We start from the raw sequence: 25669 nt of genomic DNA on the forward strand, positions 1-25669 counted from the left end.
TTAGGATGACCCTCTCCGTAAGGAATAAATCATGAAATAATTACCCACTTAGTAATCTTCTTCCCCGTAACCAAAATCTCTCAAATATTTTGGCTTATTACGCCAATCTTTTTCTACTTTTACCCAAAGTTCCAAGAAAATTTTTGATCCAAGAATCTTTTGAATATCTTCCCTGGCTAATCTTCCTATCTCTTTAAGTAATTTTCCCTGCTTACCAATCACAATGCCTTTTTGAGAGCTTCTTTCTACAACAATCGTTGCTCCAACATACACCGTGTCCGTATTGTCCCGGTGCTTTACTTGTTCAATCTCCACAGCGATAGAGTGTGGAATTTCTTCATGTGTCAGATGTAAAACTTTTTCCCTTATCATTTCTGACATAAGAAATCTTTCAGGGTGGTCTGTAACTTGATCCTCAGGATAGTATTGGGGTCCTTCGCCCATGTAGGAAAAAACCTGATCCACTAAAGTATTGACATTATTTCCATTTAAAGCGGATATTGGAATCACTTCTGTAAACGAAAAAGAGTTTTGATATTGTTGAATAAGCGGTAACAGCTCATCAGGGTGTACTTCATCAATTTTATTAAGAATTAAAAAGACAGGTGTCTGCAAATTTTTAAGACGTTCAATAATAAATCTGTCTCCTGCACCTTTTCCTTCTTTAGCGTCAACTAAAAAGAGGACAACGTCTACCTCTCTTAGCGTGTTTTGGGCAATTTTTGTCATAAAATCACCTAAACGGTGTTTCGGCTTGTGAATCCCTGGTGTATCAATAAACACTAGTTGACCGCGATCTTCTGTGTAGACCCCTTGGATACGATTTCTCGTTGTCTGAGGTTTATCACTCATGATGGCGATTTTTTGACCGAGCAAATTATTCAAAAGTGTCGATTTTCCGACGTTTGGTCGACCAATTAAGGCTGCAAATCCAGATTTCTTAGTTCCTTTATTCTCCATGTAGATCCTCCGGTGTAAAAGCTCCTGGTAATAGTTCAGTAACTTTCCATTCTGATGTAATACCTTTTAAATTTGTTAAATATACCATTGTATCTGGTTGTAGTAGTTCAGACATCACTTGTCTGCACGCTCCACACGGTGATACAGGCCCCTCCGTGTCCGCAATGACCGAGATTGCCTTAAAGTCTCGAGCCCCCTCAGAGACTGCTTTAAAGATCGCTGTGCGCTCGGCACAATTAGTCATGCTGTAAGCAGCGTTTTCAATATTACACCCATGATACACGACACCATCGTTCGTTAACAAAGCTGCACCTACCTGGAATTTAGAATACGGTACATAAGCTTTCTCTCTTGCGAACTTTGCTTCTTTTAATAATGATTCTTTATCCATTTCATCACCTTCACATTGAAAATATTTAATATAGCAGTTTCCGGACAATTCTAATAACTGTGAATTTGACCAATTTTAGCTAGTAGTTTTACGAAAACAGTTCGTTAATTTATTTACTTCTTTTAGAAAAAAAGATTGTATATTCTTGGAAGGAATATCATACATCCCACAACAGCTGCTGTCAAAGCAAACATAAATACAGCACCAGCTGCTACATCCTTAATAATTTTTGCTCTCTCGTCATATGTTTGTACAACAAGATCAACCATGTGCTCTAAAGCAGTATTAATCAATTCCATTCCAAGGACTGCACCAATGACAACAACTAAGATAATTTGCTCGGTGAAAGGAATAGTCAATAATTGCGCCACCACCATAATTACGACCGATATAACACTGTGAATACGAAAGTTCTGTTCGTATTTCCATGTATGCCGAACTCCTTGAGATGCATAAAAGAAACTCTTCTTCAGGCGATTCCACGAGACAAATGTCTGGTTATTTTTTGAGTCCATGTTCCTGCAATATTTCCTCTTGACGTGAAAACATCTTTTGTTCATCCTCTTCAGAATCATGAATATATCCCACTAAGTGAAGGAAGCCATGGACAGCTAAAAAACAAAGCTCCCGATGAAAATCATGACCATACTCTTCTGCCTGTGCATGTGCCTGAGGAAGAGAAATAATAATATCTCCCAATAAATTCGGAACTTCGCCTGTCTCACCAACGTTGTCTCCTTCATCTAATGCAAAAGATAACACATCTGTTGGGTGGTCGATACCACGATATTCTTTGTTTAATTCATGTATTTTTTCTTCATCTACGAATATAATTGAAATTTCAGATTCCTCTGCAATAGATTCATATGTCAATGCAGTTCTTATAACATTACTGACCAATTCTTGGTCAAAACTAGAGAGTGTTTCTGTTTCATCTAGCAAATCAATTGTATAATTACTCATTGTTTTACCCCTCCTTTTTTTCGGCAATTTCATCATCCGGATACTCTATCCTTGAATGAAAAGTTCCTTGCATCGTTTCTAATAAAGATGTTGCTACCGTATTTAATTCCTTTAATGTTAAATCACACATATCAAACTGACCATCTTCCAACCGGTCAGAAATAACTTTTCTGACAAGCGACTCAATTTTTTCGGGTGTCGGGTTTTGCATAGATCTCACTGCTGCTTCCACCGCATCCGCAATGCCTACAATGGCTGATTCTTTTGTCATTGCCTTCGGACCGGGATATCGATAATCACTTTCAGACACATCCTCACCAAGCTCTTGCTTCGCTTTGTAGTAAAAGAATTTTAACAATGTCGTTCCATGGTGTTGTTCCGCAATATCAATTAATTCTTTCGGCAATTTATTGGTACGTAGCATCTCAGCACCATCGTATGGATGAGCTATTATGATCGTTTTGCTTAGTTGAGGGCTCAATTTATCATGAGGGTTACCCATTTTCATCTGGTTTTCTATAAAAAAATGAGGCCTTCTTGTTTTTCCAATATCATGATAATATGCCCCAACTCTAGCCAATAATCCATTTGCACCTACCGCCTCACACGCTGCTTCTGCTAAATTGGCTACCATCACACTATGATGATAAGTTCCTGGTGCTTCTAACAGAATCTTTCTCAATAAAGGATCATTGGGATTTGATAATTCAATGAGCTTGGTATTTGACAGTACCCCAAATCCTGCCTCAATAAAAGGAAGCAGGCCAATTGTTAAAACTGCTGCGATAAAGCCGCTTAAGACAGCAAAACCAAAGTTAGATCCTATATCCATCCACCCATATTGGGCGTTTTTCAGCATAAGAAGCGCCATAACGACAAGAATATTGATAATTGCAACAAACATACCAGCCTGGAGTACCCTCATCACCCGATGAGATTTATTCAAGAAAAATACTCCTGCTATGCCACTAAAGAATATATACACACCATGCGAATAATCTAATATCCCTGTCGCTTGGTTGTTAAACATAATACTTGCGATAATTGCAAATACCATACTCGTAAACAAAGCAATTCTCGCGTTTAATAATATCGTTAAAAGCATAGTTCCCATTGCTACTGGAGCAATGTAAGTAATTCCATCTAATTCAATGCCGTGCATGATACTGACTAACTTCATTATTCCTAGTGAAAGGATATAAATTAATGAGTACATGAGTAAATGCGTATTATTGGTTTTTAAAGAGGTTTTTGCATCACTTAAGTAATATCCAAGCATGGAAATTAATAAAATAACTATAATTGCAAGCCCTATATATGGGTAAAACATCGTAACTTCTTCTGTTAGCCCTACCAGCGATAACTTTTGATAAAGTTCAGAAGTAATAACTTGTCCTTCTTCAACGAGCAGTTGTCCTTCTCTGACCATAACCGGCTCAACTTGTTCTTGTGCCATTTCTCTAGCTTCTAAAGTTGCTTCTTCATCTAACATATAATTAGGAGTTATTCCAAATCGTGCAATTTCAATCATCGCTCTCGATAATTGAAAGTTAGCAGTAGCCGTTAATACTTTTTCTTCTGCTTGATCTTTCGCCTCTGAAACTTGGTCCATCGGAATTTCAATATTCATGACATCATCCACAACACTTGTTGTCGTTTCTTGAGCCATTTGCAAATTTTCAGAAGATGATTCCAGCAAAGTTATCAGCGTCTCATCAGATAAAACATCACTTGTTTGCTGTGTTAACGTAGTCCTGACCTTTTCCAGCATACCATCAGTACTTATAGGTCCAGTCATGTCGAGCGTCTCATCATTCTCAGGTGCTTCTTCTCTAACATCTAGTTGTAAATCAATTTCAAATTCAGACTCAGCAAGATCGGCTTCCGCCCTCACTTGTTTAACGGTATGAAACACATCCTGAATACGTTCTATTTGATTTTGAGCGTACCTTGGTTTTAGAGAATAAACGGGTTCAACAGATTCATAAGCGTCCAGCCTTAGTCTATCGGTTTCTTCTCTATTCTCAATCGTCAAAGGGGAGCGAATATCCTGCTCGGATATTGTCCCAAGTTCTACCTCAAAAGTATCAGGAATGACATTCGAAACCAATAATCCGTATGTAACCATTCCTAAAATAAAAAATAGAGATATTCTGATATATCTGTGTGCTTTTACTTTATTCCACCACGTATGCTGGTCAATTGATGAACGTAAAGACATGCCCACCCTCCCTTTTTAAAGACCCTACTCATAAACTTATCCATTTTTAGTTATTTTATTTTCGCGATCATCCTCTGCTTCATAGGCACGAATAATTTTTTGCACAAGCGTATGCCGAACTACATCAGACGGTTCTAAGTGGATAAATGACATACCTTCCACATTGCTCAAAATATTAGTTGCGACTTTTAATCCAGACACTTTGCCACGGGGAAGGTCTATTTGTGTCAAGTCACCTGTAATAACCATTCTGGAACCGAACCCCAGACGTGTAAGAAACATCTTGATTTGCTCTGATGTTGTGTTCTGTGCTTCGTCTAATATAATAAATGAGTCATCCAATGTGCGCCCTCTCATATATGCAAGAGGTGCAATCTCTATTGTCCCTCGCTCAATCAAACGTTCTGTATGTTCAGCTCCTAATAGATCATGTAGAGCATCATACAAAGGACGCAGGTAAGGGTCTACTTTTTCTTTTAAATCCCCTGGCAGGAACCCTAAACTTTCCCCGGCTTCAACCGCAGGGCGAGTCAATACAATTTTTTTTACATGTCCTTCTTTTAATGCATGAACTGCTAATACCACAGCTAAATAGGTTTTACCTGTTCCAGCGGGCCCAATCCCAAAAACAATATCATTTTTTCGGATTGCTGATACATAGTGACGCTGACCTAAAGTCTTCGCCAAAATTGGTTTCCCTTTAGATGTCGTTGTTATTTTATCTTCGTACAAGTCAGTCATCTCATCCAATAAGCCACGATTAGATAGCTGAGATGCATAAACAACATCTCTTTCTTGAATGGCGACACCATTTCTAATCAATTTTAATAGCATCTCTAAAATATCGACAATATGCTTAATCGTTTCTTCATCACCAGAAATAGTTACTTCTTGACCTCTTGTTAATATCGTTGTTGAAAACGTTTCTTCCAGTCGTTGTAAATGTTTATCATTTGGTCCAAACAAAGCTTGTACTTCATTTGCCCCTTGAATGTTTAATTCTATTGTCTTTTTATTCTCCGTCAAATTTACTCAGTCTCCTTGAATGATAGGCTGTCTCACCGCGATATCATCGATGATTTTAAAGTGTATGGATACCTTTACTTTACCACCCTCAATTGATTGGTGCAAAACTTTTTCATCCATAATTTGCGCGTGATTGGAAAAATTATCAAGTAAACTTTTTTTCCCTTCCTCCATAGCAATTTCCAATGCCTCTTTTTTTAGCAATTCTTTTTCAATATCTTCTATTCCGTATTCATAAGAATACCCATATGAAATGGGAAGAGTTACACCTAGTATCTCCCAATTCTCTCTAAAAATTTCTTTCACTGTTTCCTCTGAATCAGGTTTACCTATCCCCCATATCGGAAATTGGAATCGATCATTACCGATAAAATGTTTTTTTTGAACTTCTCCAGTTAACTCTTCCACAGCGGATAAAAGAGGGACCTCAATGTCAGCTTTGTACCAAAACTCTCCTAGAACTGTTCCTGTAGCTGACACTTGCTTTTCTTCTCCTTCTTTACCTATATTACCCGAGACTAATATATCACCCTTTTCGACAAGTTCATTCTCACGCACGATCAATTTTCCTTTTTCTACAAAAAAGTCATGAACCATCGCTTTTCTAGTTGCTACTAAGTGACCGTTTATCGTAGCTGGTGTTTTTTCAACAATCTCTTTTTCCACTATTTGGAAGTGATAAGATGAGCCTTGTCTTGTAACCCCTACCCAAGTAATATCTTCTCTTTCATTCATGATATGCGTTTGAATTTGTTCAGGAGGCGGCAAAAATAATGCGATACTTCCCTTTTTAACTCCCAGTTCGTCTATCGTTGTCATTACTTCGTGTTCTAACTCCGGAGTAGCTCCATCTATTTCAATTTTCCAAACCATATTAGAAAGCACAATTATACAGAGAAAACAACTTAATATACCCATAACCATTCCCTTGCGATTCCATATGCTTGCCCATAAAAAAGGTGCACCTTTCTTTCTCGTAAATGTAACCTTGCAGGACAAAAGCTTGGCCACTTTTTTGACAGCCCCCAAATCATCTAAATTAACATGGGCTGTGAAAATCTCTTCTGACTCGTATTCAATCCCCCATATCTCTAAACCAATTTCTTTGCTCAGTCTAATAAATTTCTCAGGAGTGGTCTCTTTGATCCGAATTTTCATGAAACCTTTGTAATTCTTCAGCCAATCATTACGCATATTTACTTCTCCTCTCAGTCACGATTTCTATCGAGATAATGGACATCTTTTATTTTTCCTTCAAGTAATATTTCTTCAGCATGGATTTTCTTGATGATGAACTGTTCACCTCTAATTAAAAGTTCCCCATCCGTTAAAGCTAGCTTTAATTCCTTGTCTGTAAATAACAAGACACCTTGATGGTTCTCAATATAAATATGAAGGTTCCCAACCAAAGTGATCCTAGGTAAATCCATCACAACATCGGCAGGTAAATCTAAATAATTTACCATCCACTTTTTTACCCATTTTTGAAATTGCTTCATGTTGAACCACCTCTCCACTAATATGTATGAATTTAATCACTCTACTATCACAAAAAAGAAAAGAGACTAGCTGATTTATCACTAAAAGTGATAAATCAAACTAGTCTCTCAAGTTTAACTATATAATTATGGACGTCTTCGTCCTTTAGGCTTCCCTAAAATTTCTGCCCAAATGACTCCTTTTACTGCATCGTTTCCAGAAACTCTGCTAAAGTCGAGTCTGACTTTAGGTGACCTTACATTTCCTGGACGACCTATTGCAGAATCATCCACTTCTCCAGCTCTTTTCATTGCTTGTTTTTTACGCTCTTGAAGCCTATTATAACGTTCTTGCAGCTCATGACTTGCAGTGCCTATTTCAGCATCTACCTCTGATAGCGATGCACTCCTTGAATCTGAGTCATTTGAGTGATCCTCTGCTTGACGTTCTTGGGGATAATTATCCGCTGACCGTTCTTCCTGGCGAAAAATATCTTTCCAATCAACCTCTTGCTTTCGATTATCAGTTTCTGATTTATGCTGCGACTGTCCTTGTTCCGGAGCATTCTTTTTGGCACTGCCACGAAAAAAGCTAATCAATGCTGCAATGATGAAAAAGAGAATAAGAGGTGATTCTTGTAATAATTGGAATATGCCTTCCATTAATCTACGCTCCCTTCATAATAGGAACAAAAGGAAGTCCCTCTTTCAATCATTACCGATTGGATCCTGGGTTATTTGTATCATCTTCACTTGAGTCAGTAGCTTTACCGATAGATCCTCTCATATCCGTATCTGCCTTGACATTGTTGAAGTTCATGTAATCCATTACCCCTAAATTTCCTGAACGGAAAGCTTCCGCCATAGCCCTAGGTACTTCTGCTTCTGCTTCAACAACCTTCGCTCGCATTTCTTCTACTCTTGCTGTCATTTCTTGCTCAGCTGCAACAGCCATAGCACGACGTTCTTCTGCTTTAGCTTGAGCAATTTTCTTGTCAGCTTCTGCTTGATCCGTTTGCAATCCTGCTCCAATGTTTTTACCGATATCAATATCAGCAATATCAATTGATAGAATTTCAAACGCTGTACCAGCATCTAAGCCTTTTTTCAATACCGTCTGAGAAATCATGTCTGGACTTTCCAGCACTGCCGCATGATTTTTAGCGGAACCAATTGTAGATACAATCCCTTCACCAACTCGGGCGATGATTGTTTCTTCTCCAGCACCCCCGACAAGGCGATCAATGTTAGCACGAACAGTAATTCTAGCTTTGGCTTTCACTTCGATACCATCCATTGCCACACCAGCAATAAAAGGCGTTTCAATTACTTTCGGATTAACACTCATTTGAACAGCTTCTAGTACATCACGTCCTGCCAGATCAATAGCGGCGGCACGTTCAAATGTCAAATCAATATTTGCCCGTTGTGCAGCGATGAGAGCGTTTACGACTCTATCTACGTTACCACCTGCCAAATAATGACCTTCAAGCTTGTTAGTATTGAGTTCTAAACCAGCTTTTACAGCTTTAATCAATGGATTAACAACACGATGTGGTATAACCCGACGAAGCCTCATTCCAACTAGTTCGAAAATACCTACCTTAACACCAGCAGCCCATGCAGAAATCCACAATGCCACTGGAACAAATGTTACAAGTACACCTATTGCAATTATAATAAGACCAATGACAATAAATATACCAATCTCTTCTAAGTTCATTTGTTTTCCTCCTTTTCCTTTTTCAACCGATTAATCATCAGACCCGAGTCTTTCTTCCCGAACAACTATTCGAGAGCCAACTGCAGATATGACCTTGACTTTACTTCCTTGTTCAATATATCCTCCTTCAGAAACCACGTCAAGTCGTTCGTTCTTTATTAACGCAGTTCCTGAAGGTCTAAGGCTTGTTAATACTTCGCCTACCTCTCCTACAATCTCACTGCGAGACGTATTAGAAACGTAACCCTGGTCGGTTTTCGTTTGAGCAGTTAAGATGACCTTTTTAAATGGCCCACGGTATCCAACATATTTAATAAACATAATAGAGGCGATTACTGTAATTATTCCTGCAATTACAACGGATAAAAGGATATACGATGTGGAGTATGAACTTAACACCAGACTCCCCACTATTGCACCAATTCCCATAATCCCGAAAATCCCAAAGCTGGGTAAGAAAATTTCAATCAGGAGTAATATTACCCCTATTCCAAACAAAATTAAAGTTTCCCAACCAGCGAATCCCGCAACTAAATGTCCAAAGAAATACAAAAACAATGAAGTTGCTCCCATAATACCGGGGATTCCAAAGCCGGGAGAAAATAATTCTAATACTAGTCCTAAGCTTCCTACCGATAAAAGTATCGGGATAACAATAGGATTTGTAACAAATCGGGCAATTTTTTCGGCTAAACTAACTTCAGCTACCCGTTCTTCAGCATTTTCCATACCTAGGAAAGCAAGAAGTTCTTCTCTATTCTCTAGAACTGCTTCGGCATAGCCAACTTCCAAAGCCTCTTCGCTAGTTAATGAAAGAAGTTTGCCTTCCGGGGCACCGTAATCAGGTAAATCCACCTGCGGATCGGCCATTGCCAGCGCGTATTTTTCATCTCTATCGTTTAAACCCGCAGCACTTCGCATTCTTGAGAGCCACGCTGAGTGGGCTTTGCTGCTTGCAGCATTCCCGGAGCCATCAATTACTTGAGCAGCTCCCATCTCCGTTCCTGGCATCATAACGATCTGATCAGCATTTAGAGAGATATAAGCACCTGCAGACATTGCTTCACCAACAACAAAAGCCGTGGTTGGTGTCGTTGTATCTCTCACCAGCTTAGCAATATCGCCTGCTGCATCTACCAAACCACCAGGTGTATCTACTTCCAGAACAATATGATCTGCTCCCTCTTCTTCTGCCTTTTTTATAGAACGGTTTAGAAAAGCTTCCAAGCCTCTTTCTACAGCTTGCTCAACTGGAATATAGTATACTAAATCACCTTCACCTTCACTTTCTGCCTGGGGTGGGGAGAATATTAATAAGACAAAAGCCAGGACAATCATAGATGAAAAAATCATTAGCCTTATTTTTTTATTCATTTTTCTGAACCCCCTTTCTATTTCTTACTGTTTTCTCCCATAAATTCATTTACGGATAAGTCAGTATGAAGTTTCACTAATCATACTATTAACAATTACTTCTTTTATTTTACCTTTTATTTCAGAAAACATAAAGAAAGAGGCTGTCTCCAAAGATACAAAATACCTTTTTGAGACAGCCTTTAAAACAGTGAGCGTTCCCTCGCTTCCTCATGTAGCACTTAGAGCAGTAGGTGGAGATGGAGATGCTACAATGTGCAAACGCTTATTTCCTCACCTTACACGTTCATTTGACGTCCCTCACTTTAAATAATCACCTAGGTCATCAACCAAACAAACTCAGACAAAGTAAAAACGCCTTGTAGAATTCTACAAGGCGTTCGTTAATTAATTAAGTTAATGATTGTTCCACTTGTTGTCTAATTTTCGATCCATCTGAACGGCCTTTTACTTTAGGCATAATCGCGCCCATCACTTTACCCATATCTGCTTTAGACTTTGCACCAACTTCTTGAATCGTATCATTCACTACTAGCTGGAGCTCCTCATCAGAGAGCTGTGACGGCATATATTCAGTCAAAATATCAATATCGACTTTTGTCTTTTGAACGAGATCTTCTCTATTTGCTTGCTCAAATTCCTGGAGGGATTCATTGCGTTGTTTCATCTCACGATTTAAAATCGTTAAGATTTCATCTTCAGTAAGCTCCTCACCTTTGTTGATAGATTCGTTCTGAATTGATGCTTTTACAGACCGAATAACCGAAAGGCGTTGCTTATCTTTACTCCGCATGGCATCCTTCATATCTTGATTTAATCGATCAAGAAACTTCAAGGAAATACACCCTCTCCTTAGAACTTACGATTACGAGCCGCTTCGGACTTCTTCTTTTTCTTAATACTAGGTTTTTCATAGTGTTTACGCTTTTTAACCTCTGCCATCGTACCTTCTTTAGAAATAGTTTTCTTGAAGCGACGAAGAGCAGTATCTAAAGTTTCATTCTTACGTACACGAGTTTCTGCCATTCTGTATCCCTCCCTCCGAGCAACCAATCAAAACATGCCAAATTGCATGTCTTTTTTTATTATATATGAATGGGAAGTTATGGTCAACTTTATTTTTAAAATATCCTACTATTTATACTAATAAAAAGCGAATCTATTACTATAGTGCTTGTTCAAAATCGTTTATAAAAACAATCTGAAATACTTGTCATCCTTGTCCCACTATAGCCATATAGTTGGAGGAGGAGGTATGTTTATGAGTGAATGGATTACATTATTTGCAATATTCATTTCTTTATTTTTGTTTGGAATGTTCGTCATGAGGCACGGATTATTGCTTCGTTTCAAAACCAAAATCCCTTACCTGACATATCAATTCATCGATCATCCCATAAAAGGACTATTAACAGGAATAATTGCTTCCGCAGCGCTTCAGAGTAGTTCAGCTGTAATGGTTATCACAATAGGTCTTGTCTCCACTAAGATAATCCGTTTCAAGCAATGCATTGGCTTAATTCTTGGTGCGAACATAGGTACAGTATTCACCCTGGAACTTCTTGCCTTTGAATTATCATATCTTATTATCCCATGCCTTATTATTGGAGCTTTATTACTTTTTTCATCGCAAGAAGCAACATTCTCGATGGGGTGTTTCTTTTTTGGGCTAGGTATCATTTTTGTTTCTATGCACGGTTTTGAAACATTGGCCGCACCTTTGTCGGCTATCCCAACCGTATATGATTGGTTTATGTGGTCTCAGGAATATACAAGTTTAGGTTTGTTTATCGGTATTATTCTTAGTAGTGTCATTCAATCCAGCTCTGCTGTTTCCGCTATGGCAATGAGTTTTTTAGACGAAAATATTCTCTCACTCCCTGCTTCAATTGCAATTGTGTTTGGTGCAAACATCGGCACCTGTGCTACAGCTTGGTTAGCTTGTCTAGGAGGTTCAAAGGACGCAAAACTCGCAGCTTATGCTCATATATGGATAAATATAATTGGTGTTTGCTTATTTTTTCCGTTTATAGAAACCTTTTCAGAGTTGATAATATTAACAAGCGATAGTAAGAGTCAACACCTTGTTAACGCTGCGTTCCTATTCAATATAATTAGTGCATTACTAATTTTACCTGTGATTAGTCCTTTCTCAAGATTTATAGAATGGATTCACTATAGGAAAATCTAGATTAGAATACACTTTTTATCTATTAAAACTAGAGTCATTTCAAATAAAAATCCAATTTCCAGTCCGCGCCTCGTTTCGAATACCCTCTGAGCTTGAGCTACTCAATCAACAATTAGATTAAACAGAACCAAAATCAAAAAAGATGACCCTGGCAGAAAACCAAAGTCATCTTTTTCATTTTTAGAACATCACAATAGAAAACTAAACTAATTCTGGTTGTTCATCTTTTACTACTTTTACGAAAGATCCAATATTGAAAGGATACCCGGGCCGCTCAATTTTCACTTTCACGATCTTGCCAATCATATCTTTTCCTAATGGAACTTTCACTTTCATGTAGTTATCCGTATAACCAATTAAGTACTCCGGGTTTTCTTTATCCTCTTCTTCAGGAATCATTTCAAGCACTTCACCTTCATGAAGGCTGGCATACTCTTTTGCTTGCTGATTGGAAAGCTCTATTAGCTGTTGGACACGCTTATGTTTAATGCTGTCCTCAACCTGATTTTCCATTCTGGCAGCAGGCGTACCTGTTCTCATTGAATAAGGAAAAACATGAAGTTCAGAGTAACCAATTTCACGGATAAAGTCATACGTTTCCTGAAACTCTTCCTCTGTCTCACCTGGGAAACCTACGATAACATCGGAAGTGACAGCAAGACCAGGAAGTGCTTTTTTCAAGAGATCTACCCTCTCCCTGTAAAAGGAGATTTCATATTTACGTCTCATTCTTTTTAATACCGTATCTGAGCCTGACTGCAAAGGCACATGAAGATGTCGTACAATTTTCTTGGACTTATCGATCACGTCAATGACAGCATCAGTAATCTGACTCGCTTCAATAGAGGAAATGCGAATTCTTTTCAATCCGGTAATTTTCTCTAAATCCGCCAACAGGTTCGATAAGCTGTAATTCTTCATGTCCTCTCCATACCCACCTGTATGGATTCCTGTCAAAACAATTTCTTTATAGCCTGCTTCTACTAATTGTTCTGCTTGCTGAAGAACATCCTCTGGTTTTCTAGAGCGCATTAGTCCTCTTGCCCATGGAATAATACAGAACGTACAAAAGTTATTGCAGCCCTCTTGAATTTTCAGCGAGGCACGAGTTCTGTCAGTAAAAGAAGGAACATCCAGTTCTTCATAGACTCGTGCTTTCATGATGTTACCTACACCATTAATTGGCTCGCGTTCATTTTTATACTGTTCGATATAGTCTATTAGCTTATGACGATCCTGTGTCCCTACTACAATATCAACACCAGGAATAGCCATTACCTCTGCGGGAGATGTTTGAGCGTAACATCCTGTTACGCAGACAACTGCATTAGGATTTTTTCTAATCGCACGACGAATAACTTGGCGACTTTTCTTGTCACCAGTATTTGTTACTGTACAAGTATTAATAACATAAACGTCGGAAATATGTGTGTATTCTTCTTTTTCATAACCTGCATTTTGAAACAATTGCCAAATTGACTCTGTTTCATAATGATTTACTTTACACCCTAACGTATGAAATGCGACCGTTGGCATTATTTTCACCCCAGTAATTCAAAATGGTATGATATGGCTGCTAAACCATATAAAGGAGCTGTTTCACTCCGTAAAATTCTTGGACCTAACGCACAGCTAATAGCCCCTGCTTCTTTCATTTTTTCTATTTCTCGATCAGAAAAACCACCTTCTGGACCAACTACAAGTAAAAGTGAATCTCCAGCTTTAGTACGTTGCAGGATTTGACGGAATCGGCTTTTCTCATCGTCCTTAGCATCTTCTTCATAGGCAACAATGACTGATGAAAAGTGATGAAAGGTTTTTAGTAAGTCGTTTAATAAATGGACTTGATGAACTTTTGGGACATAGTTCCGATGCGACTGTTCGGCAGCTTCTTTTGCAATTTTTTCCCAACGTTCAAGTTTTTTTGCTTGTTTTTTTGAATCAACTTTAACAATTGAACGGTCGGCTTGAAAAGGAATAAAAGAATGCGCTCCAAGTTCTGTTCCCTTTTGAATCACCAGCTCTAACTTATCGCTTTTTGGTAACCCATGAGCAATCGATACTTTCACTGGCATTTCTGCGTCTTTATCCAATTCCTTCACGATTTTTGCTTTCACTAAATCTGCTGCTGTCTCTGTTAGCTCACACAGGTAACACGAACCTTCCTCATTACAGCAAATTACCGTGTCCTCAGGATTCATCCTCATTACACGGGAAATATGCTTTGCATCTTCATTCTCTATCATAACATAGTCGTTTTCAAATTGAGATTTGCTCAAAAAATATCGTTGCATGCACTCACCTATTCTGGCTTTTTTGCGACAATTGCAATCCAGTCTTCCATCTCTACGATTTCATCTATTTGAAATCCAGCAGACAGCATAGCCTCTTTTACCATTGCTCTTTTGGTTTGAATAATTCCAGAGGTAATTAACTTTCCGTTTGGTTCAAGCAGTCTAAAAGCATCTTTCGTCATTTTAACAACTACTTCTGCAAGAATATTTGCTACGATAATATCCGATGAATCTTTCACTTGATCTAACAAGTTACTTTGCTGAACGGATACGATATCTTGCGTGTTATTAAGTGTGATATTCAATAATGCTGACTCAACAGCAACCTCATCTAAATCTAAAGCCTCTACTCTCGCAGCTCCTAATTTTGCGGCAGCTATACTTAAAACCCCTGATCCTGTTCCTACATCAACTACCGTTGAACCCTTTTTCATATGTTTTTCGAGAGCTTGAATACAAAGAACTGTCGTGGGGTGTGTCCCTGTTCCAAATGCCATTCCCGGATCTAGCTCAATGATCATCTCGTCGTCTTGAACTGCTTTATAATCTTCCCAAGTCGGTGTTATCGTAATGTGATCGGAAATTTTCACAGGCTTATAATATTTCTTCCAAGCCGTTGCCCAATCTTCTTCATTTACTTCACTTACAGTAACTTTATTGTGTCCAATATCAATATTATAAGCAAGAAGTTGGTTAATGGCCTCTTTTATTTCATCGACGGCATCTCCAAGAAAACTGTTTACGGGAAGATATGCTTTTAGTAAAACTCCTTCTTCAGGATAGTCATCAGGGGAAAGTTCATAAATTTCCCCAAACTTTGTTTCCCAATCACGTTTTAAGTCCTCTGGATCCTCTATTACAACTCCACTGGCTCCAGCTTCGTGCAGAATATTACTAACCGGATCAACTGCTTCTTGAGAGGTTTGTATGCTTATCTCAGACCATTTCATCTAACCAACTCCTCGTTTTAATCTTTATTCTCCGAAGCTCTTAAAAGTTCTTTTTACTTTTGAAAAGAAGTTATCATTTTGTTCATCTGGTGCTTCATTTCCGCTAATTTCAGAGAATTCTCTTAATAACTCTTTTTGACGGTCGGTAAGGGTTTTAGGAGTAATGACTTTCATTTGAATGTGCTGATCACCTTGACCCATACCTCTAACATTCGGCACACCTTTACCACGTAAGCGGAAGTTGGTACCAGTTTGCGTTCCTGCTGGTACTTTTAACTTTATTTTTCCTTCAAGCGTTGGCACTTCAATTTCATCACCTAACGCGGACTGAACAAAGGTAATTGGCATTTCACAGAAAATATCATCTCCGTCACGTTTAAAGAATTCATGTCCTTTTACGTTAAAGACAACGTATAAATCGCCGGCTGGACCTCTGTTCATCCCAGGTTCACCTTGGCCGGATACACGAATTTGTTGTCCTGTATCTACCCCTGCTGGTATTTTAATATGAATTTTTTTACGCTTTTTAACTTTACCTTTACCGCCACAAGTACGACACTTATTTTTAATGAATTGACCCGTTCCGTCACAATGATGACATACTCGACGGTTAACTACTCGACCAAAAGGTGTGTTTTGTTCGACATTTAATTGACCGGCACCACCACAGTGAGAACATGTTTCCGGAGAGCTTCCTGGTTTAGCACCTGAACCATCACATGTGTCACACTCTTCTTCGCGAGGAATTTCAATGTCCATTTCTTTCCCGAACACTGCTTCTTTAAAATCAAGGTTCATCGTATACTGCATATCAGCACCTTGTCTAGGAGCATTTGGATCTCTACGGCCTCCGCCTCCGAAGAACATATCAAAAATGTCACTAAAACCGCCGCCACCGAAATCACCTTGTCCACCGAAACCTTGATTCGGATCTGTGTGACCAAATTGATCATAATGGGCTCGTTTCTGTGGATCACTTAATGTATCATATGCATCTTTTACTTCTTTAAACTTCTCTTCCGCGTCAGCCTCTTTGTTGACATCCGGATGAAATTTTCTTGCTTGCTTGCGATACGCTTTTTTTACTTCCGCTTCCGATGCTCCTTGTTCAACTCCAAGGACATCGTAAAAGTCTTTTTTACTCATCAATCTCACTCCCCACTGCTTTTAATACATAACGAATATCTTAACATTCCCAATGTAATCAGGCAAGATTATCTATTATTTACTAACTTGATCATTCGTGAAAAAAGTCAAAGCCAAGGAAAACCTGACTTTGACTTTTCACTTACTCGGTACTATTGATCCTTTTTGTCGTCATCTTTCACTTCTTCATAATCTGCATCAACGACATCTTCATCGTTTCCGCCTGATTCTCCGCCACCTTCTGCTTCTTGAGCAGCCTGTGCTTGTTGTGCTGCTTGCTCATACATCTTTGTGGAGAGTTCCTGTACAATCTCTTGAAGCTCATCTTTAGCTGTTGTGATAGCTTCAATGTCTTCTCCTTCAAGAGCAGTTTTTACTTTTTCTTTTGCAGCTTCCGCTTTTTCTTTATCGGCAGCATCTACGTTATCTTCTCCAAGATCTTTCAACGTTTTCTCCGTTGTGAATACGAGTTGATCTGCTTCATTACGAAGGTCAATCTCTTCACGACGTTTCTTGTCTTCTTCAGCATTCTCTTCTGCATCCTTGACCATTTTCTCTACTTCTTCATCAGACAAACCTGAAGAGGAAGTAATGGTGATTGATTGTTCTTTATTAGTTCCGATGTCTTTGGCACGAACGTTCACAATTCCATTCGCATCAAGATCAAACGTCACTTCAATTTGCGGAGTGCCACGTGGTGCAGGTGGAATATCCGTTAATTGGAATCGACCAAGCGTTTTGTTATCAGGAGCCATTTCTCGCTCACCTTGTAAAACATGAATATCTACGGATGGCTGATTATCAGCAGCTGTAGAGAATGTTTGTGATTTACTTGTAGGGATAGTCGTATTTCTTTCAATCAACTTTGTCATTACGCCGCCCATTGTTTCAATACCTAGAGAAAGTGGAGTAACATCAAGTAATACAACATCTTTCACGTCTCCTGTTAATACACCCGCTTGAACTGCAGCACCTAATGCTACTACTTCATCCGGATTTACACCTTTATGAGGATCTTTTCCAGCTACTTTTTTAATTGCTTCTTGAACCGCAGGGATACGAGTAGATCCACCAACAAGAACTACTTTATCCACTTCGCCTGCTGAGATACCAGCATCTTTTAGAGCCTGGCGAGTAGGTCCCATTGTTCTTTCAACAAGATTAGAAGTAAGATCATCAAACTTAGCACGAGAAAGGCTTAATTCTAAGTGCTTCGGTCCTGATTGATCAGCTGTGATAAACGGAAGACTGATTTGTGTTTGAGAAACACCTGACAAATCTTTTTTCGCTTTTTCAGCAGCATCTTTCAGACGTTGAAGTGCCATTTTATCTTGAGATAAATCAACACCGTTTTCTTTCTTAAACTCAGCAACTAAATAGTCGATAATTACTTGGTCAAAGTCATCCCCACCAAGTTTGTTATCACCGGATGTTGCTTTAACTTCGAAAAATCCTTCTCCAAGCTCAAGGATAGACACGTCAAATGTTCCACCACCAAGGTCATATACAAGGATCGTTTGATCTTCTTGTTTTTCCAAACCGTAAGCTAAAGCTGCAGCAGTTGGCTCGTTAACGATTCTTTCAACTTCAAGACCAGCGATTTTACCAGCATCTTTAGTAGCTTGACGTTGTGAATCATTAAAATAAGCAGGAACAGTGATAACTGCTTTCGTTACCTTTTCCCCAAGATAAGCTTCTGCGTCAGATTTTAATTTTTGTAATACAATAGCGGAAATTTCTTGTGGCGTGTAATCTTTGCCTTCTGCCTCAATTTTATAATCTGTACCCATGTGACGTTTAATAGATGTAATTGTGTTAGGGTTTGTGATCATTTGTCGTTTTGCTACTTCCCCAACTTGACGCTCCCCATCCTTAAACGCTACAACAGATGGTGTCGTTCTTGAACCTTCAGCATTTGCAATAACTACTGGCTCGCCACCCTCCATTACTGCTACACAAGAGTTAGTCGTACCTAAATCAATTCCAATAACTTTACTCATGAAATATTCCTCCCATTCTTTGCATATGTATTATGCATTAACTTTTACCATTGCTGGTCTAATAATTCTATCTTTCAGTTTGTATCCTGGTTGTAACTCTTCCACGACAATATTTGACTCAAATTCTTCTGATTCTACTTGCATCACTGCCTGATGAAAATGAGGATCAAACGGCTGCCCTACTGTCTCAATAGGTACAATCCCCTCTTTTTCAAGAGCTTCTTTTAACTGTCGGTATACCATTTCCATCCCTTGTAACAAGCCCTTTGTATCCTCTGATTGAGCATCAACCTGTAATGCTCTTTCAAAGTTATCCATGGCCGGTAAGAGACTTTCTGCTAAGCTTTGAGATTTATATTTAGCCGCCGATTCTTTTTCCTTATTCATTCGACGTCGGAAATTATCAAAGTCTGCTTGAGTTCTCAATAGACGATTATTAGTTTCTTCAAGTTTTTCATTCAACTGGTTAAGCTCATCTGAAGTTTCTTCTTCGTCAGTATCCTCTTGACCCTCTTCGTCGTCTACTAGCTCCGCGTGAACAGGCTCAATGACTTCGTCTTCAGTGGAACCTTTTGTATCTTGATCGTCGTAAACTTCTTTTCTTTCTTCATTTTCCATGTTTCTCACCTCCTTAAATCAATAAAATATTTTTATTCAGTATAAAAAAGGAACCCCTCTTTTATACATGAATATTATTCCGATTTTCGATGATTCCATGCCGTCAATAGCTTTGTCATATCTTTAGACAAATAATCCATAATGCTGATGACACGGGGGTACTCCATTCGCGTAGGACCCAAAATACCAACCGTGCCCATATGTTTCCCATCCAGAGAATAAGTGGCAGTAATAATTGTACAATCGCTGAATGGTTCAAAATGATTTTCTTCACCTATTTTAATGGTTAACCCATTTTCTGCTGAACGAAACAACTTCGATACTAATTTATCTTCTTCAAAAATATCAAGTATGTTACGAACCCGCTCCACATCATGAAACTCAGGTTGACTCAAAATATTAGTTTTACCACCGTAAAATACTTTTTCATGTTGGTGCCTTTGGAAAACATCCTGAAGCATGTCGATCATTGACTCGTATTGAGTAATATATTTTTTCAAAACATTCGAGATTTCCAATGATAATTTTTCCTGTAGTTGTACCATTGGAATACCTCGAAGTTTCTCATTTAAAATATTAACCACTTTTTCTAGTTCAGAACCGTCTAATTTCCCAGGAAAATGAACAGTCTGATTTTCTACGTGGCCAGTATCCGTTACGATAATGACAACAGCCTGGGTTTCGGAGATAGGTATAAGCTGCAATTGCCGTAATCTCGATTCGAATACTTCTGGACCAATGACAATGGAAGTATAACTGGTTAAGCTTGATAGCACTTTTGCTGACTCTTGAATAACTTGCTCTATTTCATCAAAGCGATTCGCTAAAATGGACTGAATATCAGATACTTCATTTTTTGTTAATTTGCTGGGTGATATTAAATGATCGACATAATACCGATATCCCTTTTGTGAAGGAATTCTGCCAGCGGAACTATGAGGTTTCTCTAAAAAACCTAATTCCTCTAAATCTGACATCTCATTCCTAATCGTTGCTGGACTAAAAGTTACATCATCTCTTTTTGATATACTTCTTGATCCCACAGGTTCAGCATTCGTAACATAGTTATCTACGATAGCTTTGAGAATTAGTAACTGACGATCTGTCAACATATACATCCCCCCTGTTAGCACTCTGTGTCTGCGAGTGCTAAATCTATAATATAAGTTACCAAAGATGGATTGAAGTTGTCAACGGGAGAGCGTTATTTCTGTAAACTTTTTTCTTTAATCAGCTAGAAGGAACTTTTCAAATACCTCATTACCAAGCAGTAAACCCTTATCTGTCAAGCGTATGAACTGATTTTTTTCTTCTAAAAGAGAGTTTGCTTTTAAACTGTCAATAACATCCGGAAAAACATCGTGAATGCCTAAAGAAAATCTTTCGTAAAAGGTTTCACTCGAAATCCCTTCTAATTTGCGGAGTCCCATAAACATTTGTTCCTCCATCTTTTCTTTTACAGGTACTTCATGTTCTTCTAAATACGGTAACGCATTCTGACGAAGTGCCTTCATATATTTTGGCAACGGACCATTATTTGCTCGTCTTACACCGTTTACATAGCTATGCGCTCCCGCACCTATACCATAATATTCATCATTGTTCCAATAAGTTAAATTGTGCTCACTTTTTAATCCATTTTTAGCAAAATTACTAATTTCATATTGCTGGAAATCATTTATTTCTAAAACTTCACGAAGTTTCTCATACATATCTGCTTCGAGCTCCTGAGGCAGCAATGAAAGTTGACCTTTCCGATGCATTTGATAAAACACCGTTTTCGCTTCAACCTTCAATGAATAAGCACTAATGTGCTCAATCGGCAAGTCACATGCTTCTTTCAGAGTTGATTCCCACTGTGCCATTGTTTGATTCGGCAATCCGAACATTAAATCAAGAGAAAGATTGGTAATCCCTGCCTCACGACTCATGTGGACAGTGCGCTCGATGTCACTTGTTTTATGGTCACGGTTAATCGCCTGCAGTAATTTTGGGTCAAAGGTTTGAGCACCAATACTTAATCGATTAACCCCTACCTCTTTTAGCATTGCAAGTTTCTCTTTGTCTGCACTGCCGGGGTTTACTTCCACGGTCCATTCAACTGGATCAGCCAACGGAAAATGCGATTTAATACTAAGTAACAGCCTCTTTAATTGCTCAGTTGATAGAGATGTTGGTGTCCCTCCACCAACATATATCGTTTCAATTTTATCTTGCGAAGGGAACTTTTCCTGCGTTAACTTCATTTCTTTCTCACAAAGAGCTAAATATTCATCGATTGGTTGATTTTCCAGGAAAAACTTATTGAAATCACAATAATGACAAATCTGCTCACAAAATGGTACATGTACATAAATAGAACGTGGCACAAGGATCCTCCTATAAGAAAAACGCAAAGCGTCTTTTATTAAATACAGCGTGATCTTTAAAGCCACCATCATTTAAGCATCAAGGGCGAACTTCCCTTGATGCTTGTGGCGTAAAGATAGCTGTCAACTTATAAATTCTTATCTTGTAAAAAACGGCATAGCCGTCTTTTATTAAATACAGCGTCAGCTTCCGCCGCCCCGAGTAGAACCTATGTATTGCGTGTAGGTGCTACTCGAAAGGTAGGATGGGTTTCCCTTGATACGTGCGGCGTGAAGGTAGCTGCAATCTCTATACAAACTGTAAACTATTGCTTAAGCTCTTTAAAGGCGAAGAGGGCGTGCCAAAAGGTCAATAATGTCCTCCTGATACTCCCCTCATCACTTGAGTTATTTTTTTTCATCCATACTCAAGACAGACATAAACGCCTCTTGAGGTATTTCAACGTTTCCTACACTTTTCATTCGTTTCTTACCTTCTTTTTGTTTCTCCAGTAATTTTCTTTTCCGCGAAATATCGCCGCCATAACATTTTGCCAAGACATTTTTACGCATTGCTTTGATCGTGGATCTAGCTACTATTTTTTGACCTATACTAGCTTGAATAGGCACTTCAAAATGTTGTCTCGGGATTAAATCCTTTAACTTTTCAACAATTGTTTTACCACGATCGTAAGAGCTGTCTCTATGAACGATAATCGATAAAGCATCTACTGTTTCCCCGTTAAGTAAAATATCCATTTTAACCAAGTTACCTTCTTTGTAGTCGATTAACTCATAGTCAAAAGAGGCGTATCCTTTTGTACTTGATTTTAACGTATCAAAGAAATCATATACAATTTCCGATAACGGTAGTTCATAAATAATATTGACGCGGTTCTCATCAAAATATTTCATATCAATATAATCACCGCGTTTTCGTTGGCAAAGCTCCATGACTGCTCCAACATACTCATTTGGAACCATGACTTCTGCTTTGACATAAGGTTCCTTCACAACCTCAATTTTTGCAGATTCAGGCATGTTAGACGGATTATCAATTCGAATTTCTTCTCCGTCTGTTTGCGTTACTTTATAAATAACACTAGGAGCTGTAGTTATAAGATCCATATTGAACTCTCGCTCAATTCTTTCTTGAATAATCTCCATATGAAGAAGACCTAAAAACCCACAACGAAATCCAAAACCTAACGCTTGGGAGGTTTCCGCTTCAAATTGAAGAGCAGCATCGTTCAATTCTAATTTTTCAAGTGCATCCCTTAACTCATTATAATTGTTCGTATCAACCGGGTACAATCCACAGAACACCATTGGATTTAATTTACGGTATCCCGGCAATGCTTCGGCGGTAGGGTTACTTGCCGAGGTTACTGTATCACCAACTCTACTATCGCTGACATTTTTAATACCGGCAATCATAAAGCCTACGTCCCCAACAGTCAATTCTTCCCGAACAACCGGTTTAGGATTAAATACGCCAATTTCCTGAACTTCAAACTCTTTCTCTGTTTGCATCATTCGGATTCTTTCACCTGGCTTTACTGTTCCTTCCATGATTCTTATATAGACGATAACGCCTCTATAGGGATCATAAAGCGAATCAAATATCATAGCCTTTAACGGTGCCTCAGGATCGCCATCAGGTGCAGGTACGTTTTTGACAACCGATTCCAATATCTCTTCAATACCAATTCCACTTTTAGCCGATGCTAACACACAGTCCTCTTTCTGCAACCCTATAACATCTTCCACTTCCTGCATCACACGCTCTGGTTCAGCACTAGGAAGATCAATTTTATTTATCACAGGAATTATTTCTAATTCATTATCAAGTGCTAAATAAACGTTAGCTAATGTCTGTGCTTCAATTCCTTGTGCTGCATCTACAATAAGCAAAGCTCCTTCACAGGCAGCTAAACTCCGGGAGACCTCATAAGCAAAGTCGACATGTCCCGGTGTATCAATTAAATGGAATATGTATTCTTCCCCGTCATTTGCAGTATAAGTTAACTGAACTGCGTTTAACTTTATGGTAATTCCCCGTTCTCTTTCTAAATCCATCGCATCCAGCATTTGATCCTTCATCTCACGTTGAGTGAGCGCACTAGTTTTTTCTAATATGCGGTCAGCAAGTGTTGATTTCCCATGATCAATGTGGGCAATAATTGAAAAATTCCGGATCTTATCTCTTCTTTTTATACGATCTACAGGTTTCATTGCATCATCACTCCTACAAAACTCCATTCCAAAAGAGGGTTATGTCTCCTCTTTAAATCATACTACTAAGTATTATAGCAATAATAGAAGCAATCCTACAAATACATTTATTCTACTGTTCGAAACAGACCTTGAAATACACTCTCGAACATACCCGATGTTCTCTCCCCCATTTCCGAAAAAAGGAGGCTACTTTCTTCCCCTCCATACGTTGAGGATTCGTGCGTTATTTTTTGATGGAATTCTTCGTCCCCACCTTCACCATCATACACAACTATCCCATTATCATCTTCCATGTCAATAATATTTGACTCTTTTTCTTTTAGAGTAAATAAAGGTTCATCTTCCTTTTCAGCATTCGGATTTTGAACATTCTCCACTTCTTCTTCCTCAATTACCTCAAAGTTTGATTGATAAAGAGCCAGTCCTTCATTCTGATATATAATCCCCAAAATAAAACCAAACATAAGGATAGAAAGCAACATACACATCCTTACGAATAAATGACCCATCACGGATCCCTCCTCTCATTCCTCGGATTCTTGATTCTCCCAATAATATTCGCTGAATACTTTCGCAAATAATTCAATCGAACGGTATACTTCTTCTAATGAGTTTTCTACCCCTCCAAATTCAACAAGCATAGCTTGATTGGACAGGTCCTGATTATAGACACCATTTTTTCCGCCTCCGGTTGTATTTGGTGCAAAAATCCCTCGACTTAATCCATAATGCTGGTCTTGGAGTCGTTTGTGTAATTCATTTGCTAATGCTTCATTCTCCTGATAATTGGGGTTATTTTCTCCAATTACAAACAAAGTTTTAGCATAAGATTCGCCATTCATTTCCACTGTTGTCACTTCTTTTGGCTGGGAATCACGGTGCAAGTCAAAATAAAATTGTAGATCGTCATTTTTTTCCGACGCTTCTTGTACTATTTCCCGGGACATATCGTAGGATTGACTATAATCCCATTGGCGTGCATTTAATTCCTCACCTATATCCGTAGTATCAACTTCTGCTCCGATTCCGTATTTTGCAAGCTCCAGTCCTAACCGCTCACCTACCAGTGTAATATTGACACTTTCGTGCAGTGCTTCCTTCGAGTTTTGTAGCTCGGGAAGGTAAGATTCTCTGTTATGTGTGTGAACAATATGTACAGTGACTGGTAATTCTTCCTTGTTCTCTTCGGAAAATGTTTGTTTCAATTCATCAAGCTCTTCAATTCGCTCGGTCGATGCTTCTCGTTCTGCTAATAAAACTTCCATCGGTGGTGCAGATTCAATCGGCATATTTGTATAATCAGAACCTTCTCCAGCGGTAAGTATTTTGCCGTCAAATAGTGAAAATCCCGGTAACTCTCTTCCAAGCAGACTTCGAGGATCATCTGGATCTAAATTTGTTGCTATCTCAAACAAAACAGGTGCCACAGAAGGTTCTTCATATCCATCCGGCAAGCTTTGCTGTAAATACCTATTTTCTTTTCCCATTACAGACACAAGATCTTCAGCAGAAAAAAGGTGACTCACTTCATGAATTGATGCAGAGGTAAGGCTGTAACCCGGACCCAAAGTCGTTAGTGTTGCTGTTAAGAAAAAGATAGTGATAACTCCGAAAATAAAGGATAGCAACTTTTTATGAGGGCTTGTCCTTTTCGACCCTATAAGCCTTCTGTTATTTTTATTTAAATGTTTAGCTGCCAACATTCTCACCCTCTCCATCCCCGTATAACAAATCTATATGAAGGAAGA

At 38.6% G+C, this 25669-nt stretch carries 25 protein-coding genes; 1 reads left to right on the top strand and 24 read right to left on the bottom strand.

Annotation, left to right across the window (positions count from 1 at the left end):
- Positions 1-48: 48 nt before the first annotated feature.
- From era to rpsU, 13 genes are all read right to left on the bottom strand, one after another.
- The gene (era, locus tag CEF18_RS11935) at positions 49-960 is read right to left on the bottom strand and encodes a GTPase Era (protein WP_110936680.1); all 912 of its coding nucleotides are present in this window, start codon (positions 958-960) and stop codon (positions 49-51) included.
- The gene (locus CEF18_RS11940) at positions 950-1351 is read right to left on the bottom strand and encodes a cytidine deaminase (protein WP_110936681.1); all 402 of its coding nucleotides are present in this window, start codon (positions 1349-1351) and stop codon (positions 950-952) included. The genes era and CEF18_RS11940 overlap by 11 nt, the downstream gene beginning before the upstream one ends.
- Before the next feature lie 122 nt (positions 1352-1473).
- Complete coding sequence (locus tag CEF18_RS11945; protein ID WP_110936682.1) at positions 1474-1866, bottom strand: diacylglycerol kinase family protein; 393 nt, start codon at positions 1864-1866, stop codon at positions 1474-1476.
- Positions 1850-2314 (bottom strand): rRNA maturation RNase YbeY, encoded by a 465-nt coding sequence (ybeY, locus tag CEF18_RS11950; RefSeq protein WP_110936683.1) that lies wholly within the window; start codon positions 2312-2314, stop codon positions 1850-1852. The genes CEF18_RS11945 and ybeY overlap by 17 nt, the downstream gene beginning before the upstream one ends.
- Positions 2315-2318: 4 nt before the next feature.
- Positions 2319-4535 carry an HD family phosphohydrolase gene (locus CEF18_RS11955; RefSeq protein WP_110936684.1) on the bottom strand — a complete coding sequence of 739 codons (2217 nt, stop codon included), beginning with the start codon at positions 4533-4535 and terminating at the stop codon, positions 2319-2321.
- A 36-nt stretch (positions 4536-4571) separates the two neighbouring features.
- Entirely contained in the window at positions 4572-5561 is a 990-nt protein-coding gene (locus tag CEF18_RS11960) for a PhoH family protein (RefSeq protein ID WP_110936685.1), read from the bottom strand.
- A 6-nt stretch (positions 5562-5567) separates the two neighbouring features.
- Positions 5568-6755: a sporulation protein YqfD gene (gene yqfD, locus CEF18_RS11965; protein WP_110936686.1), complete on the bottom strand. Its 1188-nt coding sequence runs from the start codon at positions 6753-6755 to the stop codon at positions 5568-5570.
- 14 nt (positions 6756-6769) lie between these two features.
- A complete protein-coding gene (gene yqfC / locus CEF18_RS11970; protein WP_110936687.1) occupies positions 6770-7060 on the bottom strand; it encodes a sporulation protein YqfC in 291 nt (96 codons plus the stop codon).
- 126 nt (positions 7061-7186) lie between these two features.
- A complete protein-coding gene (locus tag CEF18_RS11975; RefSeq protein ID WP_110936688.1) occupies positions 7187-7702 on the bottom strand; it encodes a hypothetical protein in 516 nt (171 codons plus the stop codon).
- Between the two features lie 52 nt (positions 7703-7754).
- Complete coding sequence (gene floA, locus CEF18_RS11980; RefSeq protein ID WP_110936689.1) at positions 7755-8762, bottom strand: flotillin-like protein FloA; 1008 nt, start codon at positions 8760-8762, stop codon at positions 7755-7757.
- 30 nt (positions 8763-8792) lie between these two features.
- On the bottom strand, positions 8793-10136 hold the full coding sequence (locus tag CEF18_RS11985; protein WP_110936690.1) for an NfeD family protein: 1344 nt from the start codon (positions 10134-10136) through the stop codon (positions 8793-8795).
- A gap of 391 nt (positions 10137-10527) precedes the next feature.
- A complete protein-coding gene (locus CEF18_RS11990) occupies positions 10528-10971 on the bottom strand; it encodes a GatB/YqeY domain-containing protein (RefSeq protein WP_110936691.1) in 444 nt (147 codons plus the stop codon).
- A 17-nt stretch (positions 10972-10988) separates the two neighbouring features.
- Entirely contained in the window at positions 10989-11162 is a 174-nt protein-coding gene (rpsU, locus tag CEF18_RS11995) for a 30S ribosomal protein S21 (protein ID WP_110936692.1), read from the bottom strand.
- A gap of 235 nt (positions 11163-11397) precedes the next feature.
- On the opposite strand from rpsU, the gene CEF18_RS12000 reads away from it, so the two are divergent.
- Complete coding sequence (locus CEF18_RS12000) at positions 11398-12327, top strand: Na/Pi symporter (RefSeq protein WP_110936693.1); 930 nt, start codon at positions 11398-11400, stop codon at positions 12325-12327.
- Between the two features lie 201 nt (positions 12328-12528).
- Here the strand turns inward: CEF18_RS12000 and mtaB are convergent, their stop codons facing one another.
- The 11 genes from mtaB to spoIIP form a co-directional block, all read right to left on the bottom strand.
- Positions 12529-13863, bottom strand: a complete 1335-nt coding sequence (mtaB, locus tag CEF18_RS12005) for a tRNA (N(6)-L-threonylcarbamoyladenosine(37)-C(2))-methylthiotransferase MtaB (RefSeq protein WP_110936694.1) — start codon at positions 13861-13863, stop codon at positions 12529-12531.
- 5 nt (positions 13864-13868) lie between these two features.
- Positions 13869-14621 (bottom strand): 16S rRNA (uracil(1498)-N(3))-methyltransferase, encoded by a 753-nt coding sequence (locus tag CEF18_RS12010; protein WP_110936695.1) that lies wholly within the window; start codon positions 14619-14621, stop codon positions 13869-13871.
- Between the two features lie 8 nt (positions 14622-14629).
- Positions 14630-15571 (bottom strand): 50S ribosomal protein L11 methyltransferase, encoded by a 942-nt coding sequence (prmA, locus tag CEF18_RS12015; RefSeq protein WP_110936696.1) that lies wholly within the window; start codon positions 15569-15571, stop codon positions 14630-14632.
- Between the two features lie 24 nt (positions 15572-15595).
- Positions 15596-16717, bottom strand: coding sequence for a molecular chaperone DnaJ (gene dnaJ, locus CEF18_RS12020; RefSeq protein WP_110936697.1), 1122 nt, complete (start codon positions 16715-16717; stop codon positions 15596-15598).
- A 152-nt stretch (positions 16718-16869) separates the two neighbouring features.
- On the bottom strand, positions 16870-18717 hold the full coding sequence (dnaK, locus tag CEF18_RS12025; protein ID WP_110936698.1) for a molecular chaperone DnaK: 1848 nt from the start codon (positions 18715-18717) through the stop codon (positions 16870-16872).
- Between the two features lie 30 nt (positions 18718-18747).
- Entirely contained in the window at positions 18748-19335 is a 588-nt protein-coding gene (grpE, locus tag CEF18_RS12030; protein WP_110936699.1) for a nucleotide exchange factor GrpE, read from the bottom strand.
- A 74-nt stretch (positions 19336-19409) separates the two neighbouring features.
- Complete coding sequence (gene hrcA, locus CEF18_RS12035) at positions 19410-20447, bottom strand: heat-inducible transcriptional repressor HrcA (protein ID WP_110936700.1); 1038 nt, start codon at positions 20445-20447, stop codon at positions 19410-19412.
- 114 nt (positions 20448-20561) lie between these two features.
- Positions 20562-21704, bottom strand: a complete 1143-nt coding sequence (gene hemW / locus CEF18_RS12040) for a radical SAM family heme chaperone HemW (protein ID WP_110936701.1) — start codon at positions 21702-21704, stop codon at positions 20562-20564.
- Between the two features lie 387 nt (positions 21705-22091).
- Entirely contained in the window at positions 22092-23918 is a 1827-nt protein-coding gene (gene lepA, locus CEF18_RS12045; RefSeq protein WP_110936702.1) for a translation elongation factor 4, read from the bottom strand.
- 107 nt (positions 23919-24025) lie between these two features.
- On the bottom strand, positions 24026-24430 hold the full coding sequence (locus CEF18_RS12050; protein ID WP_110936703.1) for a hypothetical protein: 405 nt from the start codon (positions 24428-24430) through the stop codon (positions 24026-24028).
- Positions 24431-24445: 15 nt separating this feature from the next.
- A complete protein-coding gene (gene spoIIP / locus CEF18_RS12055; RefSeq protein WP_110936704.1) occupies positions 24446-25624 on the bottom strand; it encodes a stage II sporulation protein P in 1179 nt (392 codons plus the stop codon).
- Positions 25625-25669: the final 45 nt, after the last annotated feature.

This window comes from Salipaludibacillus neizhouensis (assembly GCF_002886185.1).
Lineage (GTDB): Bacteria > Bacillota > Bacilli > Bacillales > Salisediminibacteriaceae > Salipaludibacillus > Salipaludibacillus neizhouensis.

Bases quoted from the DNA above. Each gene is read 5' to 3' on its own strand.
- CEF18_RS11945 (WP_110936682.1), bottom strand. From the start codon at position 1,866: ATGGACTCAAAAAATAACCAGACATTTGTCTCGTGGAATCGCCTGAAG.
- CEF18_RS11975 (WP_110936688.1), bottom strand. From the start codon at position 7,702: ATGGAAGGCATATTCCAATTATTACAAGAATCACCTCTTATTCTCTTT.
- era (WP_110936680.1), bottom strand. From the start codon at position 960: ATGGAGAATAAAGGAACTAAGAAATCTGGATTTGCAGCCTTAATTGGT.
- floA (WP_110936689.1), bottom strand. From the start codon at position 8,762: ATGAACTTAGAAGAGATTGGTATATTTATTGTCATTGGTCTTATTATA.
- mtaB (WP_110936694.1), bottom strand. From the start codon at position 13,863: ATGCCAACGGTCGCATTTCATACGTTAGGGTGTAAAGTAAATCATTAT.
- yqfC (WP_110936687.1), bottom strand. From the start codon at position 7,060: ATGAAGCAATTTCAAAAATGGGTAAAAAAGTGGATGGTAAATTATTTA.
- dnaJ (WP_110936697.1), bottom strand. From the start codon at position 16,717: ATGAGTAAAAAAGACTTTTACGATGTCCTTGGAGTTGAACAAGGAGCA.
- prmA (WP_110936696.1), bottom strand. From the start codon at position 15,571: ATGAAATGGTCTGAGATAAGCATACAAACCTCTCAAGAAGCAGTTGAT.
- lepA (WP_110936702.1), bottom strand. From the start codon at position 23,918: ATGAAACCTGTAGATCGTATAAAAAGAAGAGATAAGATCCGGAATTTT.
- hrcA (WP_110936700.1), bottom strand. From the start codon at position 20,447: ATGTTGACAGATCGTCAGTTACTAATTCTCAAAGCTATCGTAGATAAC.
- CEF18_RS12010 (WP_110936695.1), bottom strand. From the start codon at position 14,621: ATGCAACGATATTTTTTGAGCAAATCTCAATTTGAAAACGACTATGTT.
- yqfD (WP_110936686.1), bottom strand. From the start codon at position 6,755: ATGCGTAATGATTGGCTGAAGAATTACAAAGGTTTCATGAAAATTCGG.
- CEF18_RS12050 (WP_110936703.1), bottom strand. From the start codon at position 24,430: ATGGGTCATTTATTCGTAAGGATGTGTATGTTGCTTTCTATCCTTATG.
- CEF18_RS11985 (WP_110936690.1), bottom strand. From the start codon at position 10,136: ATGAATAAAAAAATAAGGCTAATGATTTTTTCATCTATGATTGTCCTG.
- ybeY (WP_110936683.1), bottom strand. From the start codon at position 2,314: ATGAGTAATTATACAATTGATTTGCTAGATGAAACAGAAACACTCTCT.
- dnaK (WP_110936698.1), bottom strand. From the start codon at position 18,717: ATGAGTAAAGTTATTGGAATTGATTTAGGTACGACTAACTCTTGTGTA.
- spoIIP (WP_110936704.1), bottom strand. From the start codon at position 25,624: ATGTTGGCAGCTAAACATTTAAATAAAAATAACAGAAGGCTTATAGGG.
- CEF18_RS11955 (WP_110936684.1), bottom strand. From the start codon at position 4,535: ATGTCTTTACGTTCATCAATTGACCAGCATACGTGGTGGAATAAAGTA.
- CEF18_RS12000 (WP_110936693.1), top strand. From the start codon at position 11,398: ATGAGTGAATGGATTACATTATTTGCAATATTCATTTCTTTATTTTTG.
- grpE (WP_110936699.1), bottom strand. From the start codon at position 19,335: ATGGAAAATGAAGAAAGAAAAGAAGTTTACGACGATCAAGATACAAAA.
- CEF18_RS11940 (WP_110936681.1), bottom strand. From the start codon at position 1,351: ATGGATAAAGAATCATTATTAAAAGAAGCAAAGTTCGCAAGAGAGAAA.
- rpsU (WP_110936692.1), bottom strand. From the start codon at position 11,162: ATGGCAGAAACTCGTGTACGTAAGAATGAAACTTTAGATACTGCTCTT.